The 20,603-nt window shown below is 40.7% G+C and carries 12 protein-coding genes, 4 tRNA genes and 5 pseudogenes; all 21 read left to right on the forward strand.

What is annotated here, in order from left to right:
- The first annotated feature begins 59 nt into the window (after positions 1-59).
- Positions 60-2,408 (forward strand): M1 family aminopeptidase, encoded by a 2,349-nt coding sequence (locus V8V91_RS19595; RefSeq protein WP_373396884.1) that lies wholly within the window; start codon positions 60-62, stop codon positions 2,406-2,408.
- Between the two features lie 109 nt (positions 2,409-2,517).
- The gene (locus V8V91_RS19600; protein ID WP_373396885.1) at positions 2,518-2,691 is read left to right on the forward strand and encodes a hypothetical protein; all 174 of its coding nucleotides are present in this window, start codon (positions 2,518-2,520) and stop codon (positions 2,689-2,691) included.
- A gap of 151 nt (positions 2,692-2,842) precedes the next feature.
- Positions 2,843-2,925 (forward strand) — tRNA-Tyr (locus tag V8V91_RS19605).
- A gap of 71 nt (positions 2,926-2,996) precedes the next feature.
- Positions 2,997-3,069, forward strand: a tRNA-Gly gene (locus V8V91_RS19610).
- A 33-nt stretch (positions 3,070-3,102) separates the two neighbouring features.
- Positions 3,103-3,174, forward strand: a tRNA-Thr gene (locus tag V8V91_RS19615).
- A gap of 61 nt (positions 3,175-3,235) precedes the next feature.
- The gene (gene tuf, locus V8V91_RS19620) at positions 3,236-4,423 is read left to right on the forward strand and encodes an elongation factor Tu (protein WP_373396886.1); all 1,188 of its coding nucleotides are present in this window, start codon (positions 3,236-3,238) and stop codon (positions 4,421-4,423) included.
- Between the two features lie 113 nt (positions 4,424-4,536).
- Positions 4,537-4,610: transfer RNA gene (locus V8V91_RS19625), tRNA-Trp, on the forward strand.
- Positions 4,611-4,624: 14 nt separating this feature from the next.
- Positions 4,625-4,813, forward strand: a complete 189-nt coding sequence (gene secE / locus V8V91_RS19630; protein ID WP_008203051.1) for a preprotein translocase subunit SecE — start codon at positions 4,625-4,627, stop codon at positions 4,811-4,813.
- Between the two features lie 18 nt (positions 4,814-4,831).
- A pseudogene (gene nusG, locus V8V91_RS19635) lies at positions 4,832-5,388 on the forward strand (transcription termination/antitermination protein NusG).
- 3 nt (positions 5,389-5,391) lie between these two features.
- Positions 5,392-5,835, forward strand: coding sequence for a 50S ribosomal protein L11 (gene rplK / locus V8V91_RS19640; RefSeq protein WP_074226865.1), 444 nt, complete (start codon positions 5,392-5,394; stop codon positions 5,833-5,835).
- 10 nt (positions 5,836-5,845) lie between these two features.
- A complete protein-coding gene (rplA, locus tag V8V91_RS19645; RefSeq protein ID WP_373396887.1) occupies positions 5,846-6,544 on the forward strand; it encodes a 50S ribosomal protein L1 in 699 nt (232 codons plus the stop codon).
- A 2-nt stretch (positions 6,545-6,546) separates the two neighbouring features.
- Positions 6,547-7,089 (forward strand): 50S ribosomal protein L10, encoded by a 543-nt coding sequence (rplJ, locus tag V8V91_RS19650; RefSeq protein ID WP_074226867.1) that lies wholly within the window; start codon positions 6,547-6,549, stop codon positions 7,087-7,089.
- Positions 7,090-7,141: 52 nt separating this feature from the next.
- Positions 7,142-7,522 (forward strand): 50S ribosomal protein L7/L12, encoded by a 381-nt coding sequence (gene rplL / locus V8V91_RS19655; RefSeq protein WP_074226868.1) that lies wholly within the window; start codon positions 7,142-7,144, stop codon positions 7,520-7,522.
- 155 nt (positions 7,523-7,677) lie between these two features.
- Positions 7,678-11,553: a DNA-directed RNA polymerase subunit beta gene (gene rpoB / locus V8V91_RS19660; protein ID WP_373396888.1), complete on the forward strand. Its 3,876-nt coding sequence runs from the start codon at positions 7,678-7,680 to the stop codon at positions 11,551-11,553.
- Positions 11,554-11,603: 50 nt separating this feature from the next.
- Positions 11,604-15,916 (forward strand): annotated as a pseudogene (rpoC, locus tag V8V91_RS19665) (DNA-directed RNA polymerase subunit beta').
- A gap of 63 nt (positions 15,917-15,979) precedes the next feature.
- On the forward strand, positions 15,980-16,300 hold the full coding sequence (locus V8V91_RS19670; protein ID WP_074226871.1) for a DUF3467 domain-containing protein: 321 nt from the start codon (positions 15,980-15,982) through the stop codon (positions 16,298-16,300).
- A 98-nt stretch (positions 16,301-16,398) separates the two neighbouring features.
- A complete protein-coding gene (gene rpsL, locus V8V91_RS19675; protein ID WP_074226872.1) occupies positions 16,399-16,794 on the forward strand; it encodes a 30S ribosomal protein S12 in 396 nt (131 codons plus the stop codon).
- A 22-nt stretch (positions 16,795-16,816) separates the two neighbouring features.
- Positions 16,817-17,283: pseudogene (gene rpsG / locus V8V91_RS19680) on the forward strand (30S ribosomal protein S7).
- A gap of 5 nt (positions 17,284-17,288) precedes the next feature.
- Positions 17,289-19,411, forward strand: a pseudogene (gene fusA, locus V8V91_RS19685) (elongation factor G).
- A 12-nt stretch (positions 19,412-19,423) separates the two neighbouring features.
- Positions 19,424-19,729, forward strand: coding sequence for a 30S ribosomal protein S10 (gene rpsJ, locus V8V91_RS19690; RefSeq protein WP_008203035.1), 306 nt, complete (start codon positions 19,424-19,426; stop codon positions 19,727-19,729).
- A 238-nt stretch (positions 19,730-19,967) separates the two neighbouring features.
- A pseudogene (rplC, locus tag V8V91_RS19695) lies at positions 19,968-20,599 on the forward strand (50S ribosomal protein L3).
- The last annotated feature ends 4 nt before the right edge of the window (positions 20,600-20,603 follow it).

Raw genomic sequence — 20,603 nt, forward strand, 5'->3', positions numbered from 1 at the left:
GCTTGAATTTATTATTTCCGAACAAAAAGCGGTCTTTCTTTTTCCCAAATATGAAACAAATGCTAGCTAAGGCAAAAGATATTTTGCAAAAGTCCTTATTCCCTGGCCTAGGGATTCTGGTTTTATTTGCTTATTCCTGTAAATCAGCAGAGAATATTACAAAAACAGAAGAAGAGTCCCCTGAACAGGAAGTAATAGCCGAACCTACGGCAATAATTCCGCTGGATACTGCCGGGATCATCAAATTAGTCCAAGAGAAAGAGTCTCAACTAGCAAATTACAAGGGAGAGAGAAAGCGGGATTTTGACTTGATCCATACGGATTTGGAGCTAGATTTTGATTATCAAAATCAGTTCGTTTTGGGAAAGGCGGTATTGACATTCAAACCGTTATTTAAGCCACAAAAAGAGTTGATTTTAGATGCTCAGGATTTTGAGTTAGGGAAAGTCTATTTAGTGTATAAGGGAGATAGCGCATCTCTAGGGTATTACTACGATTCCCAGGAACTGAAAATTCCACTTCCGCAGCTGATGACGAAGGAAGATACCTTTGCCATAGCGATGGCATATAAAGCTTTCCCAGAGAAGAACTCAGGGGAGGGAAGTCAGGCCATTACTGACACCAAAGGCCTTTATTTTATTGACCCCTTGAACGTGGATCCCGAAAAGCCAACGATGATTTGGACCCAAGGCGAGACCATGCATAATTCCAAATGGTTTCCAACATTGGATCAACCTAATGAAAAAATGACCCAACTTTTTAAATTGACAGTGCCAGATTCCATGGTGTCCATAGGAAATGGAGAACTAGTTAATCAGGAGGATTTAGGGAATGGCTTTCATCTAGATTATTGGGAAATGAAGTTGCCTCACTCCCCTTATTTGGCCGCATTTGCCATCGGTGATTTTGGAAAAGTACAAGCTACTTGGGAAGGGGTTCCATTAGGGTATTATGTAGAAAAGGGCTACGAGGAAGGAGCCAAAATGGTATTCAAAAATACCCCAGAGATGCTTGGCTTTTTCTCAGAAAAGCTAGGTGTTCGCTATCCTTGGCCTAAATATGACCAAGTTGTGGTACGGGATTTCGTTTCCGGAGCAATGGAAAATACCACGGTTTCCATCTTTATGGAAGAGTTAAGGCTGAATGAAAAAGAAGCCTTGGACTCAGAATGGGATTACATCATTGCACATGAGCTGTTTCACCAATGGTTTGGGGATTATGTCACCACCGAATCCTGGGCAAACCTACCTCTGAATGAAGGATTTGCAAATTACAGTGAGTTTTTGTGGAATGAACACAAGTATGGTATTGACCAAGCCTCCCTCAAACTCGTTGCTGAAATGGAAACCTATTTTGCGGAATCGGCAACCAAACAAGTGAATTTGATCAGGCATTACTATGAGGATTCTGAAGATATGTTTGACTCTCATAGTTATGCCAAGGCAGGAGTGATTATCCATATGCTTAGGAAATATGTGGGGGATGAGGTCTTTTTTGAGGCTCTCCAAAGGTATTTGCAGAAACATGCATTTTCCAATGTTGAAGTGCATGATTTGCGACAGGCTTTTGAAGAAGTAGCAGGGGAGGATTTGAATTGGTTTTTTAACCAGTGGTTTTTAGATAAAGGTCATCCAGAGCTCTTTGTGAAAATTGATTATTCTATTCCGGAAAACATTTTGATTTCTATTACCCAAATACAGGATTTGGAAGAAAACCCACTTTATCAGTTACCTTTTGAAATAAGCTGGTACGATGGAATGGAAAGAAAAGCAAAGAAATTTATGCTGAAAGAGGCATTTCAACAATTCGCTTTAGAGAACGGGAATCCTACAGACTTGGTCTTTTTTGATGAAGGGAAAGATCTTTTGATCAAGAAGAATCAAGTAGTTTCTTCAGACCAATGGTCTCACCAGTATGAAACTTCCAAGTTGGGAATTGCTCGATACGAGGCACTGGATAGCTTAGCCACGAATGATGCAGCCGAGGAGCTTAAACTATTATTGCCAAAAGCCATAAAAGATGATTTTTGGTCAGTAAGGGAGCTTGCTTTAAGTCTATTACAAAGTCATACGGAATGGATTGAAGAGGTAGATGGATTGGAAAATGAGCTTGTTGCATTGATAGATGGGAATGCCAAAAATTCGGTGAAAGCAGGGGCTATTGATGTTTTGGCAGCCTATGACAATGAGAAATATCAGGCCATGTTCTTGAAATTGGTGGAGGAACCATCGGTATTAGTGTCTAGTTCTGCCTTGATGGGACTGACCAACCTAGAGGGGCAGGAATTGGATGAAGAATTGATTGAACGGTTTTCGAAAGAGACCAATTTCCGATATGTGATTCCGGTATCGGAATACTTCATTACCAAGCCTGTGTTAGGGAGGGGATTTGGTTTCATGAAAAAATAAACCAGCTCTCTGGAGAGGGTTTGTATTTCTTTTTGGGGTACTATGGGGAATATTTTAGCAGGTTTCCAGAAGAGGGCAAAGACCTTGCTGTAGAAAATTTAAAAAAATCATGAAGGATGATGCACAAAATTTCATTCGATTAGGAGCATTTCAGGCGATCTTAGCATTTTCTGATGATGCCCAGGTGGTAGAAGCAATATCTGAAATCGCGGCACAAGAGAAAGATCCCGAATTGAAAAGTTACTATGATTACTTCATGGAGGCACTAATTGTGAAAAATTAATTCACTGATTTTAAGTTGTTTGTAGAAATAGTGAATAAAATCTCATGAAATTTGAAATACATCCTTTGAAACTTTAATAAAAGGCTATAATTTTGCCATCCGTTACGATAGATAGGTCATCGAAAAAGACTTTAAAAAGTGACGAATAGTTGGGGGAATACCAAAGCGGCCAACTGGGACGGACTGTAAATCCGTTGACTTATGTCTTCACAGGTTCGAATCCTGTTTCCCCCACAATTGCCGAATGCAAAATTTTTTCCTAGTTTTGCAGGGCTTAAAAGAAATTCGGCTTAGCCGGAATAAAAGCGGGAGTAGCTCAGTTGGTAGAGCGGCAGCCTTCCAAGCTGCAGGTCGCGGGTTCGAGCCTCGTCTCCCGCTCTATACTTTTCTTCGGGAAAGTATCGGGCTCAAGCCGACGTAGCTCAGGGGTAGAGTACTTCCTTGGTAAGGAAGGGGTCACGGGTTCAAATCCCGTCGTTGGCTCATACGGCTTTAATTATTATATCTAAACATATCTTTAAACTTAAACTGAGGATTTTCACGCATGGCAAAAGCACAATTCGACCGTTCCAAGCCGCACGTTAATATCGGTACGATTGGTCACGTAGATCATGGAAAGACCACTTTGACTGCTGCCATCACTACCGTTTTGGCTAGTAAGGGTCTATCTGAATTAAGAGACTTCTCTTCTATAGACAACGCTCCAGAAGAAAAAGAAAGAGGTATTACCATTAACACCTCTCACGTAGAATATCAAACTGCAAAAAGACACTACGCTCACGTAGATTGTCCTGGTCACGCCGATTACGTTAAAAACATGGTAACTGGTGCAGCACAGATGGACGGTGCTATCCTAGTGGTAGCAGCGACTGATGGACCAATGCCTCAAACTAGAGAGCACATCCTATTGGCTCGTCAGGTTGGTGTTCCTGCTCTTGTTGTTTTCATGAACAAGGTAGACATGGTTGACGATCCTGAGCTTCTTGAGTTAGTAGAAATGGAAGTTAGAGAACTTCTTTCTTTCTACGAGTTCGACGGAGATAACATCCCAGTAATCGCTGGTTCTGCACTTGGTGCATTGAACGGTGAAGATAAGTGGGTTGATACTGTAATGCAATTGATGGACGCTGTAGACGAGTACATTCCTCTTCCTGAGCGTGCTGTAGATAAAGATTTCTTGATGCCTGTAGAAGACGTGTTCTCGATCACTGGTCGTGGTACTGTTGCTACCGGTAGAATTGAAAGAGGTGTAATCAACTCTGGTGATCCAGTTGACATCATCGGTATGGGTGCTGAAGGACTTAAGTCTACAGTTACTGGTGTTGAGATGTTCCGTAAGATCCTAGACAGAGGTGAAGCTGGTGATAACGTAGGTCTTTTGTTGAGAGGTATTGAAAAAGCTCAAATCAAGAGAGGTATGATTATCTGTAAGCCAGGTTCTGTGACTCCTCACGCACACTTCAAAGCTGAAGTTTACGTATTGTCAAAAGAAGAAGGTGGACGTCATACTCCATTCTTCAACAAATACAGACCTCAGTTCTACTTAAGAACTACTGACGTAACTGGTGAGATTAAACTTCCAGAAAACGTTGAAATGGTTATGCCAGGTGATAACGTGACTATCGAGGTGAACTTGCTTAATGCAGTTGCTCTTGAAAAAGGACTTCGTTTTGCGATCCGTGAGGGTGGTAGAACAGTAGGTGCTGGTCAGGTTACTGAAATCCTTGACTAATCAATTTCTGATCTAATAAAAACGATGCGATCCTGAATATTTTTGGGATCGCATTTGTTTCTTTAGTCAACAATACCTAATTTTGCGTTCCCATTAGCGGGGCGTTCATTCACACGGGCATAGTTCAATGGCAGAATAGCGGTCTCCAAAACCGTTGATGGGAGTTCGAATCTCTCTGCCCGTGCCAGTAAGTATTACAATATGAATCTAAAAAACTTTGTTCTGGAGTCGTATGATGAAATGAAAAACAAGGTCACTTGGCCTAAGTACTCATTTCTTCAAAATAGTGCAGTGTTGGTGCTAGTAGCTTCTTTGATCTTTGCCTTGTTCATCGGGGTAGTAGACTTAGGGTTCGAAAACATCATGACATGGTTTTATGATTTATTTTAATTGAATTGACATTACAGAATGGCTGAACATAAGTGGTACGTACTCAGGGTAGTAGCTGGGCAGGAAAAGAAGACAAAAACCTATCTGGATAATGAAATTTCCAGACAGAAGATTGACGAATTTATTCCTGAAGTGCTGATACCTTCCGAGAAGGTATATGAGATGCGAAATGGCAAGAAGCGTGTCAGAGAAAGAAATTTCTTTCCCGGATACGTTTTAGTCAATGCAGATCTATCTAATGGTGAGGCCAATCACGTAATAACGAGTATCCCGGGTGTTATCGGTTTCTTAGGATCAAACCAGGGGGAGCTTCCAAAACCCCTGAACCATTACGCCAATCAGAAGTCAACCGTATTTTAGGTAAGGTTGAGGAGATTGATGAGTTTGCAGAGAAACTGGATACGCCATTTATAGTAGGAGAAGCCGTGAAGGTAATGGACGGCCCATTCAGTGGATTTACCGGGACAATAGAGGAGATATTTGATGAGAAGAAGAAATTGAATGTTATGGTCAAGATCTTCGGAAGAAATACTCGGGTAGAGTTAAACTTTATACAAGTAGAAAAACAAGACTAAGCAATGGCTAAGGAAATCACTGGTTATTTAAAACTACAAGTGAAAGGTGGCCAGGCTAACCCGTCGCCTCCAGTAGGTCCAGCTCTTGGTTCCAAGGGTTTGAACATTATGGAGTTTTGTAAGCAATACAATGCACGTACCCAAGATAAAATGGGTCAAGTGCTACCTGTATTGATTACAATTTTCTCGGATAAGTCTTTTGAATTCGTTGTAAAAACTCCTCCTGCAGCAAATATGTTGTTAGAGGCAGCGAAATTGAAAGGCGGTTCTGCAGAACCTAACCGTAAGAAAGTGGGTTCGGTTACCTGGGATCAGGTAAAAGAAATTGCAGAGGTTAAAATGCCTGACCTAAATGCTTTCAAAGTAGAGTCAGCTATGAAAATGATAGCTGGTACAGCTAGAAGCATGGGTATCACAGTATCTGGACAAGCCCCTTGGGAAGTATAAATAAAAAACAATGGCTAAGTTAACAAAAAAGCAAAAAGAAGCTCTTTCTAAATATGACCCAAGCCAAGTGTACTCTCTTGAGGCAGCTTCTTCTATCGTTAAGGAAATTACCAATACCAAATTTGATTCTTCTATCGATCTAGACATTCGTTTGGGTGTGGATCCTAGAAAAGCGGATCAAATGGTAAGAGGCGTCGTAGCCCTTCCGCATGGTACTGGTAAGGATATCAAAGTATTGGTACTTTGTACTCCAGACAAGGCGGCAGAAGCAACTGAAGCGGGTGCAGATTATGTGGGCTTGGATGACTACATCGCTAAAATCGAAGGTGGATGGACTGACATTGATGTCATCATCACAATGCCTAACGTAATGGCGAAGGTAGGTAGATTGGGTAGAGTATTAGGACCAAGAGGTTTGATGCCTAACCCAAAATCCGGAACAGTTACTTTGGATGTAGCTAAAGCTGTTAAAGAGGTGAAGGCTGGTAAGATCGATTTCAAAGTTGATAAATTTGGAATTATCCATGCTAGCGTTGGTAAAGCATCTTTTACACCTGAAAAAATTCAGGACAATGTAAGAGAATTGGTGCTTACTATCTCTAAGCTTAAGCCTAGCTCATCTAAAGGTACATACTTCAAAAGTATTCATTTATCAAGTACAATGTCTCCTGGAATCGCAGTGGACAAGGGTAGTATTCAAGGTATTTAATCATGACTAGAGACGAAAAGAAAGTAATAATCGACGGTCTTACCGAGAAATTCAGAGAAAACCCTTTCTTCTACATCACAGATGCATCAGGTTTTTCCGTTGCTCAAGTGAATGCGTTCAGAAGAACTTGTTTTGAAAAAGGTGTTGAGTACAAAGTATACAAAAATACGCTGATTCAAAAAGCGCTTGAAAACCTTGATGCAGATTATTCTCCATTAAGTGACAAAGCTCTTAAAGGATTCTCTGGAATTATTTTCTCGAAAGAGACAAGTAATTTGCCAGCAAAAGTATTGCTGGATTTCAGAAAGAAAATAGGTAAAAAAGAAACTAGACCAGTTTTTAAAGGTGCTGCTATTGAAACCGATATCATTATCGGTGAAGAGAACCTTGAAATGTTGTCTAAACTTAAATCAAAGCAGGAGCTTTTGGGCGACCTACTCGGATTGCTACAATCTCCAGCTATGAATCTTATCTCTGCTTTGCAAAGTGGTCAGAACAACCTTACAGGTGTGCTTAAGACCCTAGCTGACAAAGAAGAAGCATAAGGACCAAAAAATTAATATTTAAAAAAAACACAAAAAATAAATTTCAAATACAATGGCAGATCTTACGCAACTTGCAGATCAGTTGGTGAACTTGACTGTAAAAGAAGTTAAAGAATTGACAGATATCCTTAAAGATCAGTACGGAATCGAACCTGCTGCTGCTGGTGTAGCAGTTGTAGCTGGTGGTGCTGGTGGAGGAGAAGCTGCTGCAGAAGAAGAGAAAACTTCATTCGACGTTATCTTGAAATCTGCTGGTGCATCTAAATTGGCAGTAGTTAAATTGGTAAAAGAATTGACAGGACTTGGATTGAAAGATGCAAAAGACCTAGTTGATTCTGCTCCTAAAGCCTTGAAAGAAGGTATCGCTAAGGATGAAGCTGAAGGCTTGAAGAAGTCTTTGGAAGAAGCTGGTGCTGAAGTAGAGATCAAATAATTTGCTAAGCCAGAGCCAATAGGTTATGGTTTAGCCATAAGACCTGACTAAATTAGTCAGGTCTTTTCCTGTTTATGCACAGGTATAAAATTGCATTATTTTAAGCGAAAATTGTCGCATTTCGTTATTTAATTTCACTATAAACATATACTACCTTGGCTATCAAGAATCAAACCGAAAGGAAAAGTTTCTCCTCCATTAAGGTGGTCAAAGACTATCCGGATTTTCTAGATATTCAGTTGCAGTCTTTTAAAGACTTTTTTCAATTGGATACTCCTGCAGAAAAGCGCCGGGCAGATGGGTTATTTAAAGTATTTGCCGAAAACTTCCCGATCAGTGATTCCAGAGAAAATTTCACTTTGGAATTCATCGATTACGCAGTAGACCCTCCTAAGTATAGTGTAGGAGAGTGTATTGATAGAGGTTTGACATATTCTGTCCCTTTAAAGGCAAAACTTAGACTTCTTTGTCACGATGAGGATAATGAGGATTTCGAAACCATTGAGCAAGAAGTATTCTTAGGAAACCTTCCGTATATGACGGAGAAAGGTTCCTTCGTCATCAATGGGGCGGAACGAGTAATCGTTTCTCAGTTGCATAGATCTCCAGGTGTATTCTTTGCACAAAGCAAACATACAAATGGTACGAAGTTATATTCAGCTAGAATCATTCCTTTCAAAGGTTCCTGGATCGAGTTTGCTACAGACATCAACAATGTCATGTATGCATACATTGATCGTAAGAAGAAATTCCCTGTTACCACGTTGCTTAGAGCAATTGGCTATGGTTCTGATAAAGATATCTTGGATTTATTCGGATTATCTGAGGAAGTTTCAGCCACTAAAAATGCGCTGAAAAAGGCAGCAGGTAGAAAATTGGCCGCGAGAGTTCTTAGAACTTGGGTAGAAGATTTCGTGGATGAAGATACTGGTGAAGTAGTATCCATCGATCGAAATGAGGTATTGCTAGAGCGTGATACCGTACTTACGGATGAAGATATTTCTATGATTTTGGATTCGGGATCGAAAAGCATCATCCTTCATAGGGAAGATGTAAATATCGCCGATTTCTCTATCGTTTATAATACATTACAGAAAGATAACTCTAACTCTGAAAAAGAAGCAGTAGAAGTTATCTATCGTCAGTTGAGAAACACTGAAGCACCTGATGAGGCGACTGCAAGAGAAGTAATTCATAGCTTATTCTTCTCTGACAAGCGTTATGATTTAGGTGAAGTTGGTCGTTATAGAATCAACAAAAAATTAGGTCTTGACATTGAATCTGAAAAGATTGTCTTGACTAAAGAGGATATCATTTCAATTGTGAAATATCTAATTGGATTGATCAACTCTAAAGCAGTAGTCGATGATATTGACCACTTGAGTAACAGAAGAGTAAGAACTGTAGGTGAACAGCTTTATAGCCAGTTCGGTGTAGGTCTTGCTAGAATGGCTAGAACCATTCGTGAAAGAATGAACGTTCGTGACAATGAAGACTTCAAACCAGTCGACTTGATCAATGCACGTACGCTTTCTTCTGTGATTAACTCATTCTTTGGTACCAACCAACTTTCTCAGTTCATGGATCAAACCAATCCATTGGCGGAGTTGACTCACAAGAGAAGACTTTCTGCATTGGGTCCAGGGGGTCTGTCTAGAGAAAGAGCAGGTTTCGAGGTACGTGACGTTCACTATACTCACTATGGTCGTCTTTGTACTATTGAAACTCCAGAAGGTCCAAACATTGGTTTGATTTCTTCTCTTTGCGTTCATGCTAAGGTGAACTCCATGGGCTTCTTGGAAACTCCTTATAGAAAGGTGAAAGAAGGGAAAGTAAGCATGGATAAGGATGACATCGTATTCCTTACCGCTGAAGAAGAAGATGACAATAACATTGCACAGGCAAATGCACCTTTGGATGAGAAAGGTAATTTCATCAATGAAAAAGTAAAGGCAAGATTTGAAGGTGATTTCCCGGTTCTTGAACCAACTGAAATCAGCTATATGGACGTTGCTCCAAACCAAATTGTGTCAGTAGCTGCTTCTTTGATTCCTTTCTTGGAGCATGATGATGCAAACAGAGCCTTGATGGGATCTAACATGCAGCGTCAGGCAGTTCCATTATTGAAAGCAGAATCTCCTATTGTAGGTACTGGTCTTGAGGCAAAAGCTGCTGTAGATTCAAGATCCTTGATTATTGCAGAAGCAGACGGTGTAGTAGACTATGTAGATGCTAAGAAAATCACCATCAAATACGACCTATCTGATGATGAACTATTAGTAAACTTTACAGACGAATATAAATCTTACGATCTGATTAAGTTCAGAAGAACCAACCAGGATACTACGATCAACTTGACTCCATTGGTGTTGAAAGGTCAGAAAGTAGTGAAAGGCCAGGTTCTTGTAGAAGGTTATTCGACGAACGAAGGTGAGCTTGCTCTAGGTAAGAACTTGAAGGTGGCTTACATGCCATGGCAAGGATATAACTTTGAGGATGCGATTGTAATTTCTGAGCGAGTTGTTCGTGAAGATATCTTTACCTCTATCCACGTTGAAGAATTCCAACTAGAAGTAAGAGATACGAAGCGTGGGGAAGAAGAATTAACTTCTGAAATTCCTAACGTATCTGAAGAGGCTGTGAAGCACTTGGATGAGAATGGTGTGATCAGAATTGGTGCGGAAGTGAAAGAAGGTGATATTATCATCGGTAAGATCACTCCAAAAGGCGAAACTGATCCAACTCCAGAAGAAAAACTATTGAGAGCAATATTTGGGGATAAAGCTGGTGATGTAAAAGATGCATCTTTGAAAGCTTCTCCATCTCTTAATGGTGTGGTTATCGAAACCAAATTGTTCTCTCGTCCTAAAAAGGATAAAGAAGTTAGAGCAAAAGCAAAAGCTGAGGTTGAAAAACTGAAAGCAAAATACTCCAAAGATCTATTGGGTATCAGAGCTCGAATGATCAATAAATTGGTTACGCTATTGGATGGTAAAACATCTTTGGGCGTGAAACACAAGTTTGGAGATGAGATCATCAGCAAGGGTGTTAAATTTAATCTGAAGAATATCGAAAACAACTTGTTCCCTGCGAAGAACCCTTATAGAGACGAAAGTAACTATAACGTTCCAGAAGAAGCAAACTTGATTTCGGATATCATTTTGGATGATTGGACCGATGATCCACATACCAATGATCTGATTGTGAAATTGGTGAAAAACTATACCAATTCCAGAAACGAGATTTCAGGTCTATTCAAGAGAGATCGATTTACTCTTGAAGTTGGAGATGAACTTCCTGCAGGTATTGTTCAGCTTGCTAAGGTTTACGTGGCTAAGAAGCGTAAATTGAAAGTAGGGGATAAGATGGCTGGTCGTCACGGAAACAAAGGTATTGTCGCTAGAATCGTAAGAGACGAAGATATGCCATTCCTAGAGGACGGAACTCCAATGGATATCGTATTGAACCCTCTAGGTGTACCATCTCGTATGAACATTGGTCAGATCTTCGAAACTGTACTTGCTTGGGCAGGTCAGGTATTGGGTAAGAAATATGCTACTCCGATTTTCGATGGAGCTTCTATGGAAGAGGTTTCTGCAGAGTTGGAAGAAGCAGGCGTACCAGCATACGGACGTACGTACCTATATGATGGTCTATCCGGTGTGAAATTTGATCAACCAGTAACCGTAGGTGTGGCTTACATGCTTAAACTGGGTCACTTGGTGGATGATAAGATGCACGCGCGTTCTATTGGTCCATACTCTTTGATTACGCAACAGCCACTGGGTGGTAAAGCACAATTCGGTGGTCAGCGTTTCGGAGAAATGGAAGTGTGGGCACTGGAAGCATTCGGTGCATCCCATGTACTTCAGGAAATCCTGACTGTTAAATCAGATGACGTAATCGGTAGAGCTAAAGCTTACGAAGCGATAGTGAAGGGTGAAAACCTTCCTAAACCTAACATTCCAGAATCATTCAATGTATTGGTTCATGAATTGAGAGGTTTGGCTCTTGAAATTACCCTGGATTAATTTAGCTCATTAGGGCTCGCAAGAGCCCTTTACATATCTTTCAAAAAACTATGGCGTTCAGAAAAAATAAAAAACTTAACATCGACTTTTCCAGAGTCACCGTTAGTTTGGCTTCTCCAGAATCTATTCTGGATAGTTCAAACGGTGAAGTGACACAGCCAGAGACTATCAACTATAGAACTTACAAACCAGAAATGGGTGGTTTGTTCTGTGAGAGAATCTTTGGTCCTGTCAAAGACTGGGAATGTCATTGTGGCAAGTATAAGCGCATCAGGTATAAAGGTATTATCTGTGACCGTTGCGGTGTAGAGGTTACAGAAAAGAAAGTAAGAAGAGAGAGAATGGGGCACATCGAGCTGGTAGTACCAGTTGCTCACATTTGGTATTTCAAATCTCTTCCTAATAAAATCGGTTATCTTCTTGGTCTACCGACTAAGAAGCTTGATCAGATTGTGTATTATGAGCGTTATGCTGTAGTACAACCAGGGATCAAAGCTGAGGACGGAATTCAATACTTGGATTTCCTAACTGAGGATGAGTACCTGGATATCATGGATAAGCTTCCTAAGGAAAATCACATGCTAGATGATGACGATCCAAATAAATTCATCGCCAAAATGGGTGCTGAAGCTTTGGAAATGTTATTGGCTAGAATTGAGTTGGATGATCTTTCTTATGCACTTCGTCACCAAGCTGCAACTGATACTTCTCAGCAGAGAAAAGCAGAAGCATTGAAGAGATTGAAGGTAGTAGAAGCATTCCGTGATGCAAGAACCAGAATTGAAAACCGTCCAGAATGGATGGTAGTAAGAATGGTTCCAGTGATCCCTCCAGAATTGAGACCTTTGGTTCCTTTGGATGGTGGAAGATTCGCTACTTCTGATTTGAATGACCTTTATAGAAGAGTAATTATCAGAAATAACCGATTGAAGAGATTGATCGATATCAAAGCTCCTGAGGTTATTTTGAGAAACGAGAAGAGAATGCTTCAAGAAGCTGTCGATTCTTTGTTCGATAACTCTAGAAAAGTAAATGCGGTAAGATCTGATGGTAACCGTGCTTTGAAATCCCTTTCTGATATGTTGAAAGGTAAGCAAGGTCGTTTCCGTCAAAACTTACTCGGTAAGCGTGTGGATTATTCAGGTCGATCCGTGATCGTGGTAGGTCCTGAATTAAAGCTTCACGAGTGTGGTCTTCCAAAAATATGGCAGCCGAGCTTTTCAAACCATTTATCATCAGAAAACTGATTGAAAGAGGGATTGTAAAGACTGTAAAATCTGCCAAGAAAATTGTGGATCGTAAAGATCCAGTGGTATGGGACATCTTGGAAAATGTATTGAAAGGACACCCTGTTCTTCTAAACCGTGCTCCTACTCTTCACAGACTAGGTATCCAAGCATTCCAGCCTAAATTGATCGAAGGAAAAGCTATCCAGCTTCACCCATTGGTATGTACTGCATTCAACGCCGATTTTGACGGTGACCAGATGGCCGTTCACGTACCGCTTGGCCATGAAGCAATTTTGGAAGCTTCTACTTTAATGCTTTCAGCACATAACATCCTTAACCCTGCTAATGGTGCTCCTATTACTGTACCATCTCAGGATATGGTTTTGGGTCTATATTATGTAACGAAAGGCAAGAAATCTACTCCAGAAGAGCCGGTTCCTGGTGAGGGAATGACCTTCTACAGCACAGAGGAAGTAGTAATTGCATTAAACGAACAAGTGATTTCCAAGCACGCGAACATCAAGTGTAAGGTGAATGTTCGTAAGCCAGATGGCTCTATCGTAGAAGAAATCATCGATACGGTTGCTGGAAGATTGATCTTCAACCAGTTTGTTCCTGAGGAAGTAGGTTATGTAAATGAGCTTCTTACCAAGAAAAAACTACAGCAGATCATTGCTCAGGTAGTCAAAGTATGTGGTATCGCACGTACAGCTAAATTCTTGGATGATATCAAGCATCTAGGTTTCCAAAGTGCTTACCAAGGTGGTTTGTCAATGGGACTAAATGATGTAATTATCCCAGAAGAAAAAGAACCAATGATCACCAAAGCTAAGGAAGAGGTAGATCAGGTTTGGAATAACTACTTGATGGGTCTGATCACTGATAACGAACGTTACAACCAAGTAATTGATATCTGGACTCGTACCAACTCTCATTTGACTAATAATCTAATGAAGCAGATGGAAGAGGATAAGCAAGGTTTCAATGCGATCTACATGATGATGCACTCAGGAGCCCGTGGTTCTAGAGAGCAAATCCGTCAGCTAGGTGGTATGAGAGGTCTAATGGCTAAGCCACAGAAAAACTTGCAAGGTTCAGTAGGAGAGATTATTGAAAACCCTATTCTTTCCAACTTTAAGGAAGGATTGGATGTATTGGAATACTTTATCTCTACGCACGGTGCACGTAAAGGTCTTGCCGATACTGCATTGAAAACTGCCGATGCGGGTTACTTAACTCGTCGTTTGGTAGACGTTGCTCAGGATATGATTGTGACTGAAGAGGACTGCGGTACTTTGAGAGGTTTGAATGTTCTTCCATTGAAAGACAATGATGAGATCGTCGAGCCATTATCTGAAAGAATCCTAGGTAGAGTTTCTGTTCACGATGTATATGATCCTGTTACGGATGAGTTGATCATCCCTGCAGGAATTGAAATTACAGATGAAATCGCTGCTAAAGTGGATGAGTCTGCGATTGAAGAGGTTGAAATCAGATCCGTATTGACTTGTGAAACCCGTAGAGGTGTTTGTTCTAAGTGTTATGGTAGAAACCTTGCAACGGGTTATATGGTACAATCCGGTGAGTCTGTGGGTGTAATCGCTGCACAGTCTATCGGTGAACCAGGTACTCAGTTGACATTGAGAACGTTCCACGTAGGTGGTACTGCATCTAACATGGCTGTTGAAGCGAGCATCACGGCTAAATTTGAAGGTATTGTTGAGTTTGATGAGGAGTTGAGAACGTTGGAAACTACCAACAAGGATGGAGAACCTGTAACAGTAGTAATGGGTAGATCCGGAGAGATAAAAATCAACGATCCTAAGTCTGGCAAAACTTTAGTTTCTAACCATGTTCCTTATGGTGCATTATTAGAAGTGAAGGATGGTCAGAAGATCAGCAAAAATGGCGCACTATGTAAGTGGGATCCATACAATGCGGTAATCCTTTCAGAATACGATGGTTCCATCGACTTTGAGGCAATCGTTGAAGGAATTACTTACAAAGAGGTAGCCGATGATCAAACTGGTTTCCGTGAAAAAGTAATTATCGATACTAAGGATAGAACCAAAAACCCTGCGATCATTGTAAACTATGGTGATGAGTCTAAGTCTTACAATATTCCTGTGGGAGCGCACTTGGCAGTAGAAATTGGCGAGAAAGTCAAAGCTGGTCAGGTGTTGGTTAAAATCCCAAGATCTGTTGGTAAAACAAGAGATATTACCGGTGGTCTACCAAGAGTAACAGAATTGTTTGAGGCTAGAAACCCATCTAACCCAGCAGTAGTTTCTGAAATCGACGGAGTAGTAACCTATGGTGGTATCAAGCGTGGTAACAGAGAGATTTTGATCGAATCTAAAGATGGAGTGATTAAGAAATACATGGTATCTCTTTCTAAGCATATCTTGGTTCAGGAGAATGACTTTATCCGTGCAGGTGAGCCTTTATCAGATGGAGCAATTACTCCAAATGATATCTTGGCGATCAAGGGCCCTACAGCTGTTCAGGAATATTTGGTAAATGAAATTCAGGAAGTATATAGACTTCAAGGTGTAAAAATCAATGACAAGCATATTGAGGTGATCGTATCTCAAATGATGCAGAAAGTTGAGATCTTGGATGCTGGTGACACTGGGTTCCTTCAAAACCAAGTAGTGGACAAGTGGGCATTCAGAGAGGAAAATGATAATATCCTTGACAAGAAAGTGGTAATGGACGCAGGTGATTCTTCTACTTTGAAGCCAGGTATGATTATTACCGCTAGAAGATTGAGAGACGAGAACTCAAGCTTGAAGCGTAAGGATCTTAAGTTGGTACAAGTTAGAGATGCTGAAACTGCAGTTTCTAAGCCAACCTTACAAGGTATTACTGCCGCTTCTTTGGGTACAGAAAGCTTCCTTTCTGCTGCTTCATTCCAGGAAACTACCAAAGTTCTTTCTGAGGCAGCCATCAGAGGTAAGCGTGATGAATTGTTAGGATTGAAAGAGAACGTATTGGTTGGACACTTGATCCCAGCGGGTACTGGACAAAGAAGAATCCAGAACATCATCGTTGGTTCCAAAGAGGAATACGATAAGCTTTCTGATAGCATGGATCATGTATCCACTAAGAAATCAAGCGAAGCCATTCTATAATGGTATGAATTAATAACTAACAAAAGGCCTGTATTCGTACAGGCCTTTTTTAATCCATCAATAATGCAAGACGAAAAAGGGAAAAGACCTGATCAACAGATCAATGTAGAACTATCGGAGGAAGTAGCTGAAGGAGTTTATGCAAATTTGGCGATGATCGCACACTCCAATTCTGAATTTGTGATTGATTTTATCCGATTAATGCCAGGAGTTCCAAAAGCAAAAGTGAAATCTAGAATTATTGTGACTCCGGAGCATGCAAAACGTTTATTAGCAGCTTTAAAAGACAATATTGACAAGTATGAAGATGCTTTTGGGAAAATAAATCAGGGTGGGGGAGCCCCACAATTCCCGATCAGCTTTGGTACTCCAGGTGAGGCGTAACAAAAATATAACTACTTAATTTTGTTCATCTTATTACTTTGGTTACCTTTGCAGTCCAAAATTTAACAGTTTACAGGAAAACTAAATTTTATCAGTTAATGCCTACTATTCAACAGTTAGTAAGAAAAGGTAGAACTACACTGGAGACCAAATCAAAATCAAGAGCTTTGGATGCATGTCCTCAGCGAAGAGGTGTTTGTACCAGGGTATACACTACAACCCCTAAGAAGCCTAACTCAGCAATGAGAAAAGTGGCGAGGGTGAGATTGACAAATGGAAAAGAAGTGAATGCTTACATTCCAGGGGAAGGTCACAATCTACAAGAGCACTCAATCGTATTGATTAGAGGTGGTCGTGTGAAAGATCTACCAGGTGTAAGATATCACATCATCCGTGGTGCACTTGATACCGCAGGAGTTAAGGACCGTAAACAAGGTCGCTCTAAGTATGGTGCTAAAAGACCGAAGGCAGGAAAAGCCCCGGCAAAGAAATAATACTTTATAACATTTAGAAAAAATGAGAAAAGCGAAACCAAAGAAGAGATATATTCTTCCTGATCCTAAGTTCAATGATACCTTGGTTACCAAGTTTGTGAACTGTCTAATGGTAGATGGGAAGAAGAGTATTGCTTACAGAATTTTCTACGATGCAGTAGAAAAAGTTGAGGAAAAAGTAGGTGAGAATGGTCTTGAAGTTTGGAAAAAGCGCTTAACAATATTGCTCCATCCGTAGAGGTGAAGAGTCGTAGAGTTGGTGGTGCTACGTTCCAGGTTCCAATGGAAGTTCGTCCGGAAAGAAAGCTCTCTCTAGGTATTAAGTGGATGATCACTTATGCTAGAAGAAGAGGAGAGAAAACAATGATGGACAGACTTGCTGGTGAGATCATAGCTGCTTCCAAAGGCGAGGGTGCCGGAGTGAAGAAAAAAGATGATACACACAGAATGGCCGAGGCTAACAAAGCATTCTCCCACTTTAGATTTTAATTAGGATGGCTAAAAGAGATTTAAAATATACCAGAAACATCGGTATTGCTGCTCACATCGATGCTGGTAAGACAACTACTACTGAGCGAATTCTTTTTACTCTGGGGTATCCCACAAAATCGGAGAGGTGCATGATGGTGCTGCTACGATGGACTGGATGGCGCAGGAGCAGGAGAGAGGTATTACTATTACTTCTGCTGCTACTACCGTATTCTGGAACTACAGAGATCAAAAATATCAAATTAACATCATTGATACTCCTGGACACGTTGACTTTACTGTAGAAGTAAACCGTTCCTTAAGAGTATTGGATGGTTTAGTTTTCCTATTCAGTGCTGTGGATGGTGTTGAACCACAGTCTGAGACTAACTGGCGATTAGCTGATAATTATAAAGTCGCTCGTATCGGATTCGTTAACAAAATGGACCGTGCTGGCGCAAACTTCCTTGAGGTTTGTAAGCAAGTGAAGGAAATGCTTGGTAGCTATGCAGTGCCATTGCAGATTCCTATCGGAGCTGAAGACAAATTCAAAGGTGTTGTTGATTTGATCAACAACAGAGCCATTGTATGGAATGAGGAAGATATGGGAATGACCTTTGAGGAAGTTCCTATTCCAGAAGACATGTTGGAAGATGTAGAGAAGTGGAGAGAGCATTTACTTGAAGCTGTTGCTGAGTACGACGAGTCTTTGATGGAGAAATTCTTTGATGATCCAGACTCTATCACAGAAGAAGAAATTCTTTCTGCATTGAGACAAGCAACCATCGACATGAAAATTGTTCCTATGGTTTGTGGATCTTCTTTCAAAAACAAAGGTGTTCAGACCATGCTTGACTTGGTAATGGAATTGCTTCCATCTCCATTGGACAAGGATGATATCATTGCTCACGATTTGAATGATGAGGAGAAAGATGTTAGAATCGCTCCAAATGAAGATGAGCCATTTGCTGGCTTGGCATTCAAAATCGCAACTGACCCATTCGTGGGTAGATTATGTTTCGTAAGAGCATACTCTGGTATTTTGGATTCTGGATCTTATGTATTCAATAGCCGTTCTGGAAACAAAGAGCGTATTTCACGTGTGTTCCAGATGCATGCCAACAAGCAAAACCAAATCGATGCGTTAAGAGCTGGGGATATTGGAGCTGTAGTTGGATTTAAAGACATCAAGACAGGAGATACTCTATGTTCTGAAAGCCGCAAGGTTGTTCTTGAGTCTATGATTTTCCCAGAGCCAGTTATCGGTTATGCAATTGAGCCTAAGACTCAAGCTGACGTAGATAAATTGGGTATGGCGATTGCTAAGCTTGTAGAAGAGGATCCTACACTTCAAGTAAATACTGATCACGAAACTGGTCAGACCATCTTGAGAGGTATGGGTGAGCTTCACTTAGATATTATTATCGACCGTCTGAAGAGAGAATTTAAGGTTGAAATCAACCAAGGTGCTCCTCAGGTTGCTTACAAAGAAGCTTTGTTTGGTTCTGTTGAGCACAAAGAAGTTTACAAGAAGCAGTCAGGTGGTAAAGGTAAATTTGCGGATATCGTGTTCGAACTTGGACCTAAAGATCCTGATCCAGAAACTGGAGAGGTGAAGCCAGGACTTGAGTTTGTCAATGGTATCGTAGGTGGTGTAATTCCAAAAGAATTTATTCCAGCGATCCAGAAAGGTTTTACGGAATCTATGAAGAATGGACCTCTTGCTGGTTACCCAGTAGAGTCTATGAAAGTTAGATTGTTCCACGGATCTTTCCACGATGTCGATTCTGATGCTCTTTCTTTTGAATTGGCAGCTAGAATAGGTTTCAAAGAAGCAGCTAAGAAATGTAAGCCTCAATTATTGGAGCCTATCATGTCTGTAGATGTAGTTTCTCCTGACGAATACACTGGTCCTATTACCGGTGATTTGAACAGAAGAAGAGGTTTGATGAAAGGAATGGATACCAAAGGTACTTCCTCAGTAATCAAAGCATCTGTACCATTGTCTGAATTGTTTGGCTACATCACTGACCTAAGAACAATTTCTTCTGGTAGAGCTACTGCTTCCTTGACATTCTCTCACTATGAGCCTGTGCCTAATAACATAGCAGAGGGCGTAATTGCTAACGTAAAAGGTCAGAAAGACTAATCAATATTTGCGATGAATCAGAAAATCAGAATAAAACTAAAATCATACGATCACAGCCTGGTGGATAAGTCATCAGAGAAAATCGTAAAGGCTGTAAAAGCCACTGGCGCAGTAGTAGTGGGACCTATTCCATTGCCTACTAAGAAGGAGAAGTTCACGGTGTTGAAGTCTCCACACGTAAGTAAAAAAGCGAGAGATCAATACCAACTTTGTACTTACAAGAGATTGGTTGATATCTACTCTAACAGCTCTAAAACTGTTGATGCTTTGATGAAAATCGAGCTACCAAGTGGAGTTGATGTAGAGATCAAAGTTTGATCTGCTCTTAAATATTTCATAAAAAAGGCCTGCGTTCACGCGCAGGTCTTTTTATATATTCACCATTTCGACGATTCTAAAGTGCTTTCTTTTGTTTAGCAGTAGTAAAAATGTTGCTAAATGTTTGAAAATATACGAGTTGGCATTTGTTGCAGAATTTTATTTCAGTAACTTTGCAGTCCTTTAAAAGGGCTCATGCGTATAAGCGCTTGTGAATTATCAAATTATCTTATTATAGATGTCTGGTATTATAGGTAAAAAAGTAGGAATGACTAGCATTTTCAGTGCCGATGGACGTAATGTCGCATGCACGCTAATAGAAGCTGGTCCTTGCGTAGTGACGCAAGTAAAAAACGTTGAAACAGACGGGTACAACGCAGTGCAGTTGGCATATGGCGAGCGTAAAGAGAAAAATACGCCAAAGCCATTGATCGGTCACTTTAAAAAGGCCGGTACTACGCCAAAGCAAAAAGTTGTTGAGTTCAGAGAATTCGGGTCGAATTTGAAGGCCAGGTAGATCTAGGGGCTACTGTGAAGGCTGGTGAAGTGTTTGTCGAAGGTGACTTCGTAGATGCGATCGGTACTTCTAAAGGTAAAGGATTCCAAGGTGTAGTAAAACGTCACGGTTTTGGTGGTGTGGGTGGACAAACTCACGGTCAGCACAACAGACAAAGACACCCAGGTTCCATTGGTGCTTGTTCTTGGCCATCAAGAGTATTCAAGGGAATGCGTATGGCAGGAAGAACCGGCGGTGATAGAGTGAAGGTAATCAACCTAAGAGTGTTGAAGATTTATCCTGAGCAAAACCTGCTGTTGGTTTCTGGTTCAGTACCAGGTCCTAAAAATTCTTTCGTTATTCTAGAGAAATAAGTCC

Source organism: Algoriphagus halophilus (genome assembly GCF_041729275.1).
Lineage (GTDB): Bacteria > Bacteroidota > Bacteroidia > Cytophagales > Cyclobacteriaceae > Algoriphagus > Algoriphagus halophilus_A.

Excerpts from the sequence above, each read along its gene's own strand:
- V8V91_RS19595 (WP_373396884.1), top strand. The coding sequence starts at position 60 with ATGCTAGCTAAGGCAAAAGATATTTTGCAAAAGTCCTTATTCCCTGGC.
- V8V91_RS19600 (WP_373396885.1), top strand. The coding sequence starts at position 2,518 with ATGAAGGATGATGCACAAAATTTCATTCGATTAGGAGCATTTCAGGCG.
- tuf (WP_373396886.1), top strand. The coding sequence starts at position 3,236 with ATGGCAAAAGCACAATTCGACCGTTCCAAGCCGCACGTTAATATCGGT.
- secE (WP_008203051.1), top strand. The coding sequence starts at position 4,625 with ATGAATCTAAAAAACTTTGTTCTGGAGTCGTATGATGAAATGAAAAAC.
- rplK (WP_074226865.1), top strand. The coding sequence starts at position 5,392 with ATGGCTAAGGAAATCACTGGTTATTTAAAACTACAAGTGAAAGGTGGC.
- rplA (WP_373396887.1), top strand. The coding sequence starts at position 5,846 with ATGGCTAAGTTAACAAAAAAGCAAAAAGAAGCTCTTTCTAAATATGAC.
- rplJ (WP_074226867.1), top strand. The coding sequence starts at position 6,547 with ATGACTAGAGACGAAAAGAAAGTAATAATCGACGGTCTTACCGAGAAA.
- rplL (WP_074226868.1), top strand. The coding sequence starts at position 7,142 with ATGGCAGATCTTACGCAACTTGCAGATCAGTTGGTGAACTTGACTGTA.
- V8V91_RS19670 (WP_074226871.1), top strand. The coding sequence starts at position 15,980 with ATGCAAGACGAAAAAGGGAAAAGACCTGATCAACAGATCAATGTAGAA.
- rpsL (WP_074226872.1), top strand. The coding sequence starts at position 16,399 with ATGCCTACTATTCAACAGTTAGTAAGAAAAGGTAGAACTACACTGGAG.
- rpsJ (WP_008203035.1), top strand. The coding sequence starts at position 19,424 with ATGAATCAGAAAATCAGAATAAAACTAAAATCATACGATCACAGCCTG.